Here is a 14,682-nt window from a genome sequence, read left to right as displayed (position 1 = left end):
TAGAGAAAACAAAGGGGCATTTTTTACTGAGCTAACCCTATAGCATTAATTGGTACTCGTTAAATCTCACTTCTTAGATACTTAAACAACTCTCTAGCTGTTTTAGATTCTGAGCTTTTCTCAAGCTCTTTATTTGCTTTTCGAACCATTTGACGAAGTATTTGACGATCTAGGCTTGGATGCTCAGAAACAAGTTCAAAGATTGCAGAGTCACCACCTTCAAGTAATTGCTTTTGAAGCTTTTCGAATTTAGCGACTTGCACGCTTTCATTACCTAACGTGTTTTTGACTTGATTCAGTTTTGTCTGAAGTTCATCTAAATCAATATCACGCATCAATTTACCAATAAATTGCTGATGGCGACGGTACGCTTCAGTTTTTGGCTTAATGGTTTTCAGCTTTATCAAGTTATCGTAAAAAAACTCATCAAAATCGAGTGCATCAATTTGTTTCATGCTCAATGCTGCAAGTTGTTCACCGAACTTTTGAATATCTGCGCTTTCTTTTTTGTAATGCCCACGACTAATATAATCATCGTTGTCATCATAAGGCTGCTTATTTAACTCAGCTTCGTCAATAATTTTCATAAGATTTCATTTCATAAACTTCAATGACCATATGATATCACGTCAGGAAATATTTCGGCACAAACGGTGATATACTTCAATCAATAGAATAAATATCCAAAGAGCAGATTCGTGGCATCACATCAAATTGATAAAGAATTAGATAGTTTAAAAAATGCTGTATCAACAGCATTAGATTATGCAAAGCAATTAGGTACTGATGCGGCAGAAATGGCCATCAGTAAGCAACAAGGTTTATCGGTTTCGACTCGTATGAAAGAAGTTGAAACTGTTGAATTTAATAAAGATGGTGCGCTTGGAATTACTGTTTATCGTAATGGTAAAAAGGGCAGTTCATCCACTTCCGATCTATCCCCTGATGCGATTAAGCAAGCGGTAAAAGCTGCTGACGGTATTGCAAAGTTTACCAGTAGTGATCCTTGTCACGGCCTCGCAGACTTGGATTTAATGGCCACTGAAAATCCTGATTTGCAGCTGTTTTATCCTGAAGAGCTAAGTGCAGAACAACTGACTGAATTAGCGATAGAAGCTGAAACCAGCGCTCTAGCGTTCGATAAAAAGATTAAAGCCTCAGATGGTGCAAGTGCAAATGCGCATACTGGCATTAAAGTGTACGGTAACAGCCATGGCTTTTTAGAAGGATATTGCAGTTCTCGATACAGTTTAAGCTGCGTTAGCATTGGTGCTGATGAAAATGGTGGTATGCAGCGTGACTATGATTATACCGTTGCTCGTAAATTTTCTGATTTAGTCTCTCCTGGGATCATTGGTGAGAAGTCGGCTAAAAAAACGGTATCAAGACTAGGCGCTCGTAAAATACCAACAGGCAAATTGCCCGTATTACTGTCTCCAGAAATTGCCACGGGTTTTATCGGTCACTTTGTTGGTGCTATAAGTGGTAGTTCTTTATATCGTAAATCGAGCTTTTTACTTGATTCATTAAATACTCAAGTGTTCCCCGAATGGTTTTCTATTGATGAACAGCCACACCTTTTAGGTGGCTTAGCCAGTGCCAATTTCGATGCTGAAGGGGTTTTAACACAAGATCGTAAAATAGTGAGTGCTGGTGAGTTACAAAGCTATCTATTAACCAGTTACTCAGCTCGTAAGCTCAGTATGAACAATACAGGGCACGCTGGCGGTATATATAATTGGACATTAAGTCATACAGGTCAGACGTTTGATGAGCTAATTAAACAAATGGGCACAGGTCTGATTGTTACAGAGTTAATGGGACAAGGTGTGAATCCAGTGACAGGAGACTACTCTCGTGGTGCTGCTGGTTTTTATGTTGAAAACGGTGTGATTGTTCATCCCGTGGAAGAAGTCACCATCGCTGGAAATTTAAGGGATATGTACCTCAATATTCAAGCTGTGGCAAAAGACAGAGATTTGCGATCTTCAATTCGAACAGGCGGAATCTTGTTAAACGAATTACAAATTGCAGGTAATTAACTTATTGAAAAGGCGCTAATTGCGCCTTTTTTAAACTTAAACTTCATTAATTTTTATTGATAATGCTGGAAAAATCGCCTAATTTGAAGTTCTAAGCCTTTAAATCTAGGTATTGATGTATGCCAATAATGCCAGCCATAAATGCAGCGACAAGAATTCCTGCATCAGAGCGTTTAGCTCGGCAAGATTACGCTCGTCAGCTTGAGCAAACGACTTTAGAAAGAGAAATTACCGATGAGGTAGATTTTAGCCTTAACGGGATGACTATTGATGAGTTTAAAGCTTCAGATAAGTATGCGCCATTTACAAAGCACTACAAGCAGCAAGCGAAAAACTTAAAAGCGCAAATCCAACACCGTCTGCCAATATCCGATCAAGCGAAGCAAGTCTTATTATCGCAAGTTGATGAATACATGGCTGGTGCATTCGATGACAGCAAGTCGAAATTCAAGCGCTTTTCTGATGATTATCTAAAAAATCACGTATATACAGGTATGCGTAGAAATCTAGAGCAGTATAACGAGACTCTTGCCGAGTCAGGTGATGCCATTTCGATGGATGATATCGCACGTTTAACGATTTTGTTTTTGCCCGAACAAGGAAACAATCCTGCTTGGGCTGAGTTTTGTATGGAACAAGCGCTGCAAACGTTGAAAGCGAGACAAGAAGAAGCCTTACAATACCCTAAACACCAGTCTAGCCAAGCTGAAAATAGCCCTATATTTCATGCGGTTAATCAAAATAAGTTCGATACAGCGCACAAGCTGCTTAAGGTGAAAGACAAAGGTGTTAACCCTAGAGAAGTGGATGTACACGGTCGAAATATTCTTCATATAGTAGCATTAAAAGGTAATGCTGACTTGGCGGAAGAGCTTGCGGCTAAACGTAATCCAAAGTTTAATCCCGCAGAGCTCGACGATTACGGCAATCATGCTCTTCATTTAGCCGTAAAAAGCGGCTCGCTTGCGACCGTTCAAGCCATGATGAAAGCGGTTGGTGATAATGCTTTTATTCGTAATGATGCAGGCAAAACGCCGCTTCATCTTGCTGCTGAGAAAAAAAGTAATGATATTTTGGATTTTCTAGTGAAGCATGCCAATCAAGACGCATTAGATGCCCAAGATCAAAATGGCAATACTGCAGCACAAATTTCAGCGAAAATGGATAACCCTGAAGCAGTAAAGAAACTGGTTACTGCGGGAACCAATACCAAATTGCTGAATAATGCCGATCAATCATTACACGCATTAATGATGAACATCACTGGAGGTGGCCAATCTGTTGGTGGAGGAGTTGCCGCTGGCGCAGCATAACGTATTGTTTTGAACACATTGCGAGATTAAAAAAGGGCTTATACCCATGATACTTGAAGATGCATGTTTCAGGACTTTTTCAGCGCCAATTCTTTGAGGCGCATTAGCGAAGGAATATCGTGATTCTTTCGAGCTAATGTAACAAAGAAGAATTGGCGCTGAGAAGTCCACGCAGTGCGAGTTGCACAGCTTGTTACTCTTCGTTGCCAGTGCTAACAATAGTTCACTATTGCCGCACACCGTAGCCTTGATTAACAAGTTGTGCATTCTCGCTGAAATCGAGCATCTTCAGGTATCATGGGTATAGTTGAAAACCCTTTTTATTCTACTAAAACGGTACTCTTACCCAACCTTCCATCAAGATACGTGCACTGCGGCTCATAATGGCTTTATCGACACACCATTGATCACCTTCTTTCGACGCAGCCGCACCGACTTTAAGTGTGCCAGATGGATGACCAAAACGAACATTCTGACGATCACCGCCACCTGCTGCTAGGTTGACTAACGTGCCAGGAATGGCAGCGGCTGTACCAATCGCAACGGCAGCGGTGCCCATCATTGCATGATGAAGTTTACCCATCGACATCGCTCTCACTAACAAATCAATATCAGTAGAGTTAATTTGCTTACCACTTGAAGCTGCATACGTTTTCGGTTGGCTAACAAAAGCAATTTTAGGGGTGTGCTGACGGGTTTGAGCGTCTTCTAATTTTCGAATCAGTCCCATTTTTAGTGCACCGTAAGCACGGATTTTCTCAAAGCGGGCGAGTTGAGCGTCATCATTATTGATGTCATCTTGTAACTCTGTACCTTGATAGCCAATGTCTTCAGCGTTGACAAAAACCGTTGGAATACCTGAGTTAATCATAGTGGCTTTGAAGGTGCCAACATCTGGTACTTCCAAGTCATCCACTAGATTTCCGGTAGGGAACAAGCTGGCACTTTTGTCCGCAGGCTCAAGAAACTCAAGTTCAATTTCAGCGGCAGGGAAGGTCACACCGTCTAGCTCAAAATCTCCAGTTTCTTGCACTTCACCGTTGGTCATGGGGACTTTCGCAACAATCGTTTTACCAATATTTTGTTGCCAAATGCTGATAATAGCCACACCATCTTTGGGCAATGTGCTTTTATCAACCAAGCCAGCATGAATGGCGAAGGCACCAACAGCGCATGATAAATTGCCGCAGTTACCACTCCAGTCGACAAAAGCTTTATCAATAGCGACTTGACCGAAGAGGTAATTGACATCGTGTTTGCCATCATCGGCTTTGGACAGAATGACCGTTTTCGATGTACTAGAAGTCGCACCACCCATGCCGTCAGTTTGTTTAGCGTAAGGATCAGGACTGCCAATCACACGTAATAATAGGTTGTCTCGGGCTTCACCCGCTACTTGGCAAGCTGCAGGTAAATCTTGTAAGCGAAAAAAGACGCCTTTACTGGTTCCGCCACGCATGTAAGTCGCAGCAACCTTAATTTGTGGAGCAAAAGTCATGTTTGACTCCCTTCCTTGAAGTTATTTGTTATGTCGCACCTGCCTAAGCAGGTGTGACTACAAAGTATTTTACTTAGGTATTCGCTTCTAAAAAGTCTTGAGCGAAGCGTTGTAATACACCACCTGCACTGTAAACGTAGACTTCTTCAGCAGTATCAAGTCGACAAGTCATTGGCACATCAACTTGTTCACCATTTTTGCGAGTCACTCGCAATGTGAGTGTTGCTAGTGGTGCAGGCTCACCGATGACGTCATACGTTTCAGTACCATCAAGTTCAAGTGTTTTGCGCGTAGTGCCAGCCTTAAATTCAAGCGGCAGAACCCCCATTCCGACAAGGTTCGTACGGTGAATACGCTCAAAACCTTCAGCGGCAATGGCTTCAACACCCGCAAGGCGTACGCCTTTCGCAGCCCAATCGCGTGATGAACCTTGACCGTAATCGGCACCCGCCACGATGATCAACGGCTGTTTGCGATCCATATAGGTTTCAATCGCTTCCCACATGCGAATTTGTTGGCCTTCAGGCTCTATGCGAGCCAGCGAGCCTTGAATGACGTTACCGTCATCATCTAAGCACATTTCATTAAGCAGTTTTGGGTTTGCAAACGTAGCTCGCTGCGCTGTTAAGTGGTCGCCACGGTGGGTGGCGTAAGAGTTAAAATCTTCTTCTGGCAGCCCCATTTTCGCCAAATACTCACCAGCGGCTGAAGTAGCTAAAATCGCATTTGATGGTGATAAATGATCGGTTGTAATGTTGTCACCCAATACGGCAAGTGGACGCATGCCTTTCATGGTACGTTCACCCGCTAATGCGCCTTCCCAATACGGAGGACGGCGAATGTAAGTGGTCTGTGGACGCCAGTCATAAAGTGGGCTAGGTGCTTGTGCATTCTCGCCCAAATCAAACATCTTGATGTAAATCTGTTTGAATTGCTCAGGCTTAACGCTGTCACGGACAATGGCATCAATTTCTTCGTCAGACGGCCATATGTCTTTCAAAGTGATTGGGCTACCGTTAGCATCAAAACCCAGTGCATCTTGCTCAATATCAAAACGCATGGTTCCCGCAATGGCATAGGCAACAATGAGCGGTGGTGACGCTAAGAACGCTTGTTTGGCATATGGATGAATACGACCGTCGAAATTACGGTTGCCAGACAATACCGCAGTTGAATAAAGATCACGGTCGATGATCTCTTGCTGGATTTTTGGATCTAATGCGCCACTCATGCCGTTACAAGTCGTACAGGCATAACCGACAATACCAAAGCCGAGTTTCTCAAGCTCAGGCAGTAACCCCGCTTCTTCAAGATACAGTTTCGCTACTTTTGAGCCCGGAGCAAAAGAGGTCTTAACCCAAGGTTTGCGAACGAGGCCAAGTTCATTGGCTTTTTTCGCAACCAACGCTGCAGCAACAACGTTGCGTGGATTACTGGTGTTAGTGCAAGAGGTAATTGCAGCGATGATGACTGCGCCATCAGGCATTAAACCATCTTCTTGTTGCCATTCTTTGGCGATGCCACGACTGGTGAGATCGGAGGTTGGTAAACGACGGTGAGGGTTTGATGGCCCAGCCATGTTGCGACAAACCGTTGAAATATCAAATTCAAGTACACGTTCGTACTGCGCTTCAACCATGCTATCAGCCCACAAACCTGTGGTTTTAGCGTACTGTTCAACTAATGCAACTTGCTCTGGTTCACGTCCAGTCAGCTTTAAGTAATCAATGGTTTGCTCATCGATATAGAACATACCCGCTGAAGCGCCAAATTCAGGCGTCATATTAGAGATGGTTGCTCTGTCACCAATGGTTAAGGCTCTTGCGCCTTCACCAAAGAACTCTAAATAAGCTGAAACCACACGTTGTTCACGTAAAAATTCAGTCAAAGCTAATACGATATCAGTTGCAGTAATGCCCGGTTGGCGTTTACCGCTGAGCTTCACACCAACAATATCTGGCAAGCGCATCATTGATGGACGGCCAAGCATAACGGTTTCAGCTTCAAGACCACCGACACCCAGTGCGATAACGCCCAGTGAATCTACGTGGGAAGTATGACTGTCTGTACCAACACAGGTATCAGGAAAGGCAATGCCGTCACGGTTTTGAATTACTGGTGACATCTTTTCAAGATTGATCTGGTGCATGATGCCATTACCTGCTGGGATAACATCGACGTTTTTAAATGCGGTTTTTGTCCACTCGATAAAATGAAAGCGATCTTCGTTACGTCTGTCTTCAATGGCACGGTTTTTATCAAAAGCTTCAGGGTCAAAGCCCGGTGCTTCAACCGCCAGAGAATGATCCACGATCAACTGAGTAGGAACTACCGGGTTAACCAGTGAAGGATCACCACCTTTTTCTGCAATGGCATCACGTAACCCAGCCAAATCGACTAGGGCCGTTTGACCCAAAATATCGTGACATACCACACGGGCGGGATACCAAGGAAAGTCGAGATCTTGTTTGCGGTCGATGAGCTGCTTAAGTGAATCCGTTAAGGTTTCTGGGTTACAGCGACGAACTAACTGTTCCGCTAAGATTTTAGAGGTGTAAGGTAACTTTTTATAAGCGCCAGTCTTGATGTCGTTGATGGCTGCCTCAGTATCAAAATAATCGAGTTGAGTATTTGATAAAGATTTACGGTAATTGGTGTTCATGAGTCTATCCACACACGTTGTTTATCTCAATCTAAGGTTGAGTTAAGAATTGGGTTGCCTCGAAGCCTTGCTCAAAAGGTGGGTGAGCAAGGCTTAAGGCTCAAGGCGATTGGTTGAACTATCGTTGTGCGATTGGTGTTACCGCACGTGGCTCTTCACCGACATAATCTGCACTTGGACGAATGATGCGGTTATTTGAGCGTTGCTCCATTACGTGTGCAGCCCAGCCAGTTAAGCGTGAGCAGACAAAGATTGGTGTGAATAATTTAGTCGGGATACCCATAAAGTGATAGGCACTGGCATGGAAGAAATCAGCATTACAGAACAGTTTCTTTTGTTCCCACATGAACGCTTCACAAGCGGCTGAAACACGATATAAACGATCGTCACCAAAGTCTTTGCCTAATTGCTCAGACCAAGACTTAATGATGGCGTTACGTGGATCGGATTCACGGTAAATGGCATGGCCAAAGCCCATGATTTTATCTTTGCGCTCAAGCATGCCTGCAAGGGTGTCACGGGCATGTTGCTCGTCTTTAAGTCCTTCAATCAGCTCCATTGCTGCCTCATTAGCACCACCGTGTAATGGGCCACGTAATGAGCCAATAGCACCAGTAATACAAGAATGCATGTCTGATAGCGTTGAAGCACAAACGCGAGCAGTAAACGTAGAAGCGTTGAACTCATGCTCAGCATAAAGGATCAATGAGCTATCCATGACTTTAGCGTGCAATTCAGACGGCTTTTTGCCATGCAATAAATGTAAGAAGTGAGCACCAATTTGTTCATCATCGGTTTCAGTTTCAATACGAACATTATCGTGAGTAAAACGATACCAATAGCAAATGATAGATGGGAAAGCCGCCAATAAACGATCTGTAGCTTCACCTTGCTGTTCAAAACTTGCTTCTGTTTCTAGGTTACCTAACATTGAGCAACCTGTGCGCATCACATCCATAGGGTGCGCTGAAGCAGGAATACGCTCAAGGACTTCTTTTAATGCTTGAGGTAGACCTCGCATGCTTTTAAGCTTAGCTTTGTAAGCATCAAGTTCAGCTTGGTTTGGTAATTCACCTTTCAAAATCAAGTGGGCGACTTCTTCAAACGTGGCGTTATCTGCCAGATCTTTAAGATCGTAACCACGGTACGTTAGGCCAGAACCCGATTTTCCGACTGTACTTAACGCTGTTTCTCCTGCGCTTTGGCCACGAAGACCGGCACCGCTTAATTTTTTATCTACCATTGCTATCTTTCCTTTAAATTGATTGAATTTTTTATAATTATTATTCTTGTCTATTTGTATCGGATACAGATTAAATCCATGTTACTGAACTTGAGCGACTGACTATTTTTCAGAGTCGAAAAGCTCGTCCAGTTTATTTTCAAATACGTGATAACCAAGGTGCTCATAAAGATCGGCACGAGTCTGCATTGTGTCGACAACGTTACGCTGGTGGCCGTCATCTTTCAGAGCCTTCATCACATTTAATGCTGCTAGGTTGGCCGCACGGAAAGTACTGAGCGGATATAAGATCATGTCAGCGCCAGCTTCTGCTAAAGCTTCTTTATCAAATAATTCCGTTTTACCAAACTCAGTCATGTTCGCTAAAATAGGCACGTTCACTTGCTTGCGGAAATGACGATATTGCTCAAGTTCAGTCAATGCTTCAGCGAAGATCATGTCAGCCCCTGCTTCAACGTACGCTTTTGCTCGTTCGATGCCGGCCACTAAACCTTCAACTGCTACCGCATCGGTGCGCGCCATAATTACAAAGTTTTCATCGGTACGCGCATCAACGGCTGCTTTAATGCGGTCAACCATTTCTTCTGTGCTCACAACCGCTTTATTTGGACGGTGGCCACAACGTTTTTGTGATACCTGATCTTCCATGTGAACCGCAGCAACTCCCGATTTTTCAAATTCACGAATGGTGCGAGCGATATTGAATGCGCCGCCCCAACCCGTATCGATATCGACAAGCAGTGGTAAGTCCGTAGCCGAAGTAATACGGCTGGCATCGATGATGACATCATTCATTGATGTCATACCAAGATCAGGCATACCGTATGATGCATTGGCTACACCTGCACCCGATAAGTACAGTGCTTGAAAGCCGGTGTGCTCGGCCATTAAGGCGAAGTAAGCGTTGGTTGTACCTACAATTTGTAATGGATTGGCATTTGCCACTGCTTCTCTAAAACGTAAACCTGCACTTTTTTTCATGTTTCATTTCCTTTTGTAGGGCAGAGATCAAAGGTTGTTTATGGTTAACAACGACTCTGCGGCGGCTTGTTGTTTTTGCCGCTCAATCAGTTTTATTTCGGTATTTTTTCTGCCCCGCTCGATATGACGACGCATCAGTAAATTGGCGAGTTCACCATCACCATCGGCAATGGCATCAATAATTCTTCGGTGTTCTGCAATGGCACTGGTCGGTCGTTCATCACCGCTGGTTTGAAAGCGATACATTCTGATCAAGTGATAAAGACTGCCCGTTAACGTTTCTTGCAGGTGACGGTTGTCGCTGGCTTGAATAATTTGGTAATGGAAGTCGATTTCACTTTGTTGCTGAAAGTCGTGATCGCCATCGACGAGCGCTTGTTCTTGTCGCTCAAGCAAGGCTTGTAATGATTGCATTTCGGTCTGAGAAATTCGATTCGAAGCTAGCTCACACGCCATACCTTCTAATACGGAGCGTAATTGGTACAGTTCGTTCAGCTCTTTTACTGTTAGCTGTGCAACACGAGCACCAATATGAGGAGCTCGAACTACGAGACGTTGACGCTCTAGAGTTTGTAATGCTTCACGAGTGGGGCCACGGCTAATGCCGTATTGCTTTGCTATGGACTGTTCGTTGATTTTACTGCCAGCTGGGATTTCGCCAGTAATGATACTGTTTTGAATTTGAATCAATATTTGGTCGACAAGGGTTTTCGACTTTTCTGTCATGGCGTAGTAAAAATAAGCAATAGTTGATTGCTATTTAAACTAGCGTTGATTTTGTTTATTGTCAACAATAAGTTGACGTTAAGGTAAGTTTTACAATGAATTTACTCATAAATATGATTTTTTGGTTTTAATTGTCGACAATATTTTCACGTAGAAGGGTAAAGAAATTGCCACTCAAAATGCAGCAGCAACTTCTTATTTAGAAATGTAGATTTGTTTTATTGCTGTTTGAATTCTTCAATATCTTTGTCTTTTTCTTGCCAGATATCATTCAACCATCTTTGAAATTCAACTCTATATTCACTGTTTGTAGAGTATTCATCTGCATCGACTTGAGGGACTGGTAATGCGTCTACTTTGACGATAATACGTTTTAAACGACCACACATTGCATCCATAAGCACGTTCTCTGGATTGTCAGGGTAGACTAAAGTCATGTTCAATACGCTACTGAATTGATCGCCCATCGCTGAAAGTGCAAAAGCAATGCCGCCAGCTTTAGGACGAAGTAGATGCTTATATGGTGAGTTTTGGCGTTGGCGTTTCTCTTCAGTAAAACGACTACCTTCAGCGTAATTCATGATAGACGTAGGAAGGTGTTTGAATTTCTGACAAGCTTTTCGAGTCGACTCAAGATCTTTGCCTCGAAGTTTTGGATTCTTCTTTAGCTTTTTAGGGCTTGTTCGGTTCATGAACGGCATATCTAAAGCCCAACAACCTAATCCGATGAATGGCACATAAAGTAATTCTTTTTTTAAGAAAAACTTAAGCATCGGAGCGTGATTTCTTAGAACAAAAGATTGAGCAGCAATATCGAAACCACTAAGGTGATTGCTAAAAATGAGGTACCAAGAATCCTTATGGACATTCTCTAAGCCTTCGATTTGCCATTCAACGTTAGACGTCAGCTTTAGAGTCAAGCCGTTGCATGATGCCCAAGCATACATAAAAGCATTCATCACTTTAGTTAATTGGATTTTCAGGGCATTAACTGGCAATAATGCTTTTATTATGCCGCCAATCGAAATGAGGCCAGCCCAAAGGCAAGTGTTTATAACTAATAAAATGGCACTGATAATAAATAAAAGTGGTGCAGGTAAAAAACTGAGCATAAAGAATCTAGCCTTCCTTTGAGTTGCGCATTAACTGTGAAAAATTACGATCTTTTTGTTCCCATAGCGTGGTAAGAGATTGCTGGAAAGATTGTTTAAATCTGCGGTCATTAACATAATCACCCTTCATATCGTCTCCGAGCGGGACTTGTTCGATGTGAACATATATGTCGTTAACTTGACCACTGATGTACTCCCAAAAGCTCGGGGTTTTTACTGGGTAATGAATCGTCACATCAACAAGTGTGTTCATGCAGTCGCCCATAGTAGCAAGCGTAAATGCCATTCCGCCTGCTTTTGGGCGAAGTAAATGCTGGAAAGGGGGCTGTTGCTTTTGATGTTTCGCTGGCGTGAAACGAGTACCTTCGACAAAGTTCATTACACTGACTGGTTTGTGTTTAAACTTTTCACACGCTTTACGTGTAATCTCAATATCTTTGCCTTTGAGTTTCGGATTCTTTTTTATTTGTGCTGGGCTATATCGACGCATGAATGGAAAGTCTAGCGCCCACCATGCCAGACCTAATACGGGAACGTACATCAGCTCTTTTTTCAGGAAAAACTTTAAAAAGGGGATTTTATTATTAAGCACACGCTGCAATATTAAGATATCGACCCAAGACTGATGGTTAGCGATTACCATGTACCAATCTTGCCTCTTAAAATTAGTATTGCCAGAAACATGCACTTTTGTTGGATGGTAGAGCCGCTCAATCAGCCCATTAACACTTATCCAACCCGAAGCACAGTTATCAAGAATGGAAGCGCCAAGATTTTTTGTTACGCTAAAAGGTAATAATTTTAAAAGGCCAAACGTGAGGATAGGGATCATCCATAACAATGTGTTAATTACATAACAAAGAAAAGCCAAACAGCCTTTAATAAGCGTCACTTACATTCCCGCTGAGTTTCAAAAGAAACACATTTTACCCGTAACTCTTGATTCTTCAAATTTAATCTTACTTTATTTCATCCGCTGATATAATTGTGGGAGTGCGTTCAATTATCCAGAGTAAATGGACGCTTTTAGGATGAAGATTTAGTGATTTTAAGGACATCAAAAATGAAATCTGCAGTTCTCCCATTAGCCTGTTTAGCGGCTTTAGTCTTTTCAGCACCTTCCTCAGCGGATCATTCAAACGGCGTCGGTTTAAAAGCTGGTGCAACGGGCATTGGTCTTGAGTTTTACAAAGGTTTGTCTGACAACTTCAATTTTAGAGTCGGTATTAATAACTTTCAGTATGATGATGACTTTACTGAAAACGATATTACTTACGATGCCGAGTTAGAACTAAGAACGGCCTCTGCTGTTTTTGATTATCACCCATGGAGTGATTCAGGTTTCAGACTGAGTGCGGGTGCTTATTACAATGGCAGTAAGGTAAATGCAACAGCGCGTGCTATTGATGGTGAATATGAATTCAACGGTGATGTGTATCGTGTTGAAGATGTTGGCAGTGCTGACGGTAAAGTTGAGTTCAAAAAGTTTGCGCCGTACATTGGTTTGGGTTGGGCATCTGCGCCAACAAGTACTTCTAGTTGGTCGTTTACGGCTGAACTGGGTGCTTTTTATCAAAGCACACCAGAGGCGGAGTTAAATGTTTCATGTGGTAGTGCTTTAGATGCTGATATCTGCTCTCAATTACTTGCGGATGTTAAAATTGAACAAGATAAGCTAGAAGAGGATATTAAAGAATATAAGTGGTATCCAGTGATTAACTTCGGCGTGCTATATCGCTTTTAAGTTTTTCTGCTTTTAGTTGTTCGCTTTAGTTTCAATGCCTGCATTTGCAGGCATTGTTGTGTGTGGGACGGTATTGGTAGAGTAAAGTTTGTTAATAAGCTATCTTTGATAGAATTAAGTTGTGCTAATTGAAACATCACTGGTAATGGAAGACTTTATTTACTGTGTATTCAGTTTGGCATAGCGAGTCTGAAAGAAATAATAATTATATCTATAACAATAAAAGTAGCCAAAATTATGTATACGATTATGTGAAACTTAGCTTCTTCACTTTTACATTTAGCATCCTCATAGCTTGGACTGTTAAATAATTGTCTAAGCTCTACTTCACAGAGCATATTTTTATAGCGACTATATAGCTCATCCTTTTGTGTTTGAAAAAAAGAGACCTTTTTAGTAAGTTCACTTTCGATTAAACTTGTATAGATTATTGCCACAATAAAAAATGCTAACGAAATGTAGCAAAATAAGTCTATTGATGAATCAAAATTATCTCTGGACATCCCTCGTATAACTACCAAAGTCACTATGTAAGATAGTATAGCGACTAAGTTAACTTTATTAGAATTGTAATAAGAATCATATGATTCAGACATTTTATTGCTCAGACTAAAGATAAAATCTACGACTTTATTTTTTATCTCGAAATATTGTTTTACATTGTCTTCTTGATAAAGCTGGTGGTTAGATTGAATGGCGTATATAGTTTCTTTTGAAAAAGCTTGTTCTAGTTCAGTAAAACCATTGGTTGTAAATATATTGCGAATAATTGATATTTTCGCAACCGCTCCAGTATCCTCGAAAATCCAATGAAACAGGTCGTGAACTTCTTGTAAGATAGTTTCTGTATTAATATCGAAATTAACTTTTAAAGCTATTGAATTCATACCATTAAAGAAAAAGTGGTAAAGATTATCTTCTTTCTTCACTTTGTTGCTAAAAATTACAAGGGACATGTAAGTCGTTAATACATTGAATATATTATTGGGTTCAATCGAGCTAATTGATTTTCCCCATATAAACAAATGCTCTGGTGTGATTTTAGGTTTAATATCAAAATTATACCGATGAAAAATATTTTCAGAATTGTAGTTACTCTGCACGGAAGACTTAAATGGCAAATCCTTTTCATGAGTAAATAACGAGAGAAAATTATATGAGCCTGCTATCCGGTCTACTTCATTTAGAGCTTTTTTTAGATCGCAGCTTAAAGAATTTTTAAAATTGGCGTATGAGTAGAAGCTGTCTCTTGATCAGATCTTAGTGCATTTCTCCGTCAGCTAGCATTTCTTTCGCCATCCTATATCCAACGACATAAGATTGAAGGGTATCCCAACCTTCCCAAATCGTTTCCCAACCTG

The 14,682-nt window shown here is 41.8% G+C and carries 12 protein-coding genes; 3 read left to right on the top strand and 9 right to left on the bottom strand.

The features are described from left to right. Positions 1-59 precede the first annotated feature (59 nt). A complete protein-coding gene (gene yjgA, locus JQC92_RS10010; RefSeq protein WP_204999531.1) occupies positions 60-587 on the bottom strand; it encodes a ribosome biogenesis factor YjgA in 528 nt (175 codons plus the stop codon). 111 nt (positions 588-698) lie between these two features. On the opposite strand from yjgA, the gene pmbA reads away from it, so the two are divergent. Together pmbA and JQC92_RS10000 are read left to right on the top strand one after the other, a co-directional pair. Beyond that, complete coding sequence (gene pmbA, locus JQC92_RS10005) at positions 699-2,042, top strand: metalloprotease PmbA (RefSeq protein WP_204999530.1); 1,344 nt, start codon at positions 699-701, stop codon at positions 2,040-2,042. Positions 2,043-2,161: 119 nt separating this feature from the next. Further along, positions 2,162-3,355, top strand: coding sequence for an ankyrin repeat domain-containing protein (locus JQC92_RS10000; RefSeq protein WP_204999529.1), 1,194 nt, complete (start codon positions 2,162-2,164; stop codon positions 3,353-3,355). Between the two features lie 328 nt (positions 3,356-3,683). Here the strand turns inward: JQC92_RS10000 and prpF are convergent, their stop codons facing one another. From prpF to JQC92_RS09965, 7 genes are all read right to left on the bottom strand, one after another. Next, positions 3,684-4,853 (bottom strand): 2-methylaconitate cis-trans isomerase PrpF, encoded by a 1,170-nt coding sequence (gene prpF, locus JQC92_RS09995; RefSeq protein ID WP_204999528.1) that lies wholly within the window; start codon positions 4,851-4,853, stop codon positions 3,684-3,686. A 73-nt stretch (positions 4,854-4,926) separates the two neighbouring features. After that, on the bottom strand, positions 4,927-7,515 hold the full coding sequence (gene acnD, locus JQC92_RS09990; protein WP_204999527.1) for a Fe/S-dependent 2-methylisocitrate dehydratase AcnD: 2,589 nt from the start codon (positions 7,513-7,515) through the stop codon (positions 4,927-4,929). 118 nt (positions 7,516-7,633) lie between these two features. Next, positions 7,634-8,758 (bottom strand): bifunctional 2-methylcitrate synthase/citrate synthase, encoded by a 1,125-nt coding sequence (gene prpC, locus JQC92_RS09985; RefSeq protein WP_204999526.1) that lies wholly within the window; start codon positions 8,756-8,758, stop codon positions 7,634-7,636. A 102-nt stretch (positions 8,759-8,860) separates the two neighbouring features. Further along, entirely contained in the window at positions 8,861-9,739 is an 879-nt protein-coding gene (gene prpB, locus JQC92_RS09980; protein ID WP_204999525.1) for a methylisocitrate lyase, read from the bottom strand. A gap of 27 nt (positions 9,740-9,766) precedes the next feature. Then, positions 9,767-10,465: a GntR family transcriptional regulator gene (locus tag JQC92_RS09975; RefSeq protein ID WP_204999524.1), complete on the bottom strand. Its 699-nt coding sequence runs from the start codon at positions 10,463-10,465 to the stop codon at positions 9,767-9,769. Positions 10,466-10,683: 218 nt separating this feature from the next. After that, on the bottom strand, positions 10,684-11,577 hold the full coding sequence (locus JQC92_RS09970) for an acyltransferase (RefSeq protein WP_204999523.1): 894 nt from the start codon (positions 11,575-11,577) through the stop codon (positions 10,684-10,686). 7 nt (positions 11,578-11,584) lie between these two features. Next, positions 11,585-12,469, bottom strand: coding sequence for an acetyltransferase (locus JQC92_RS09965; protein ID WP_204999522.1), 885 nt, complete (start codon positions 12,467-12,469; stop codon positions 11,585-11,587). A 171-nt stretch (positions 12,470-12,640) separates the two neighbouring features. Here JQC92_RS09965 and JQC92_RS09960 point away from each other — a divergent pair, with 171 nt between their 5' ends. After that, complete coding sequence (locus tag JQC92_RS09960) at positions 12,641-13,321, top strand: hypothetical protein (RefSeq protein ID WP_204999521.1); 681 nt, start codon at positions 12,641-12,643, stop codon at positions 13,319-13,321. A 170-nt stretch (positions 13,322-13,491) separates the two neighbouring features. Here the strand turns inward: JQC92_RS09960 and JQC92_RS09955 are convergent, their stop codons facing one another. Next, positions 13,492-14,442: a hypothetical protein gene (locus tag JQC92_RS09955; RefSeq protein WP_204999520.1), complete on the bottom strand. Its 951-nt coding sequence runs from the start codon at positions 14,440-14,442 to the stop codon at positions 13,492-13,494. Positions 14,443-14,682 lie beyond the last annotated feature (240 nt).

Origin of the sequence: Parashewanella hymeniacidonis, assembly GCF_016900895.1 — a bacterium.
GTDB lineage: Bacteria > Pseudomonadota > Gammaproteobacteria > Enterobacterales > Shewanellaceae > Parashewanella > Parashewanella hymeniacidonis.
The sequence above is the reverse complement of the archived record's forward strand: the minus strand, read 5'-3'. Positions and strand labels throughout refer to the sequence as shown.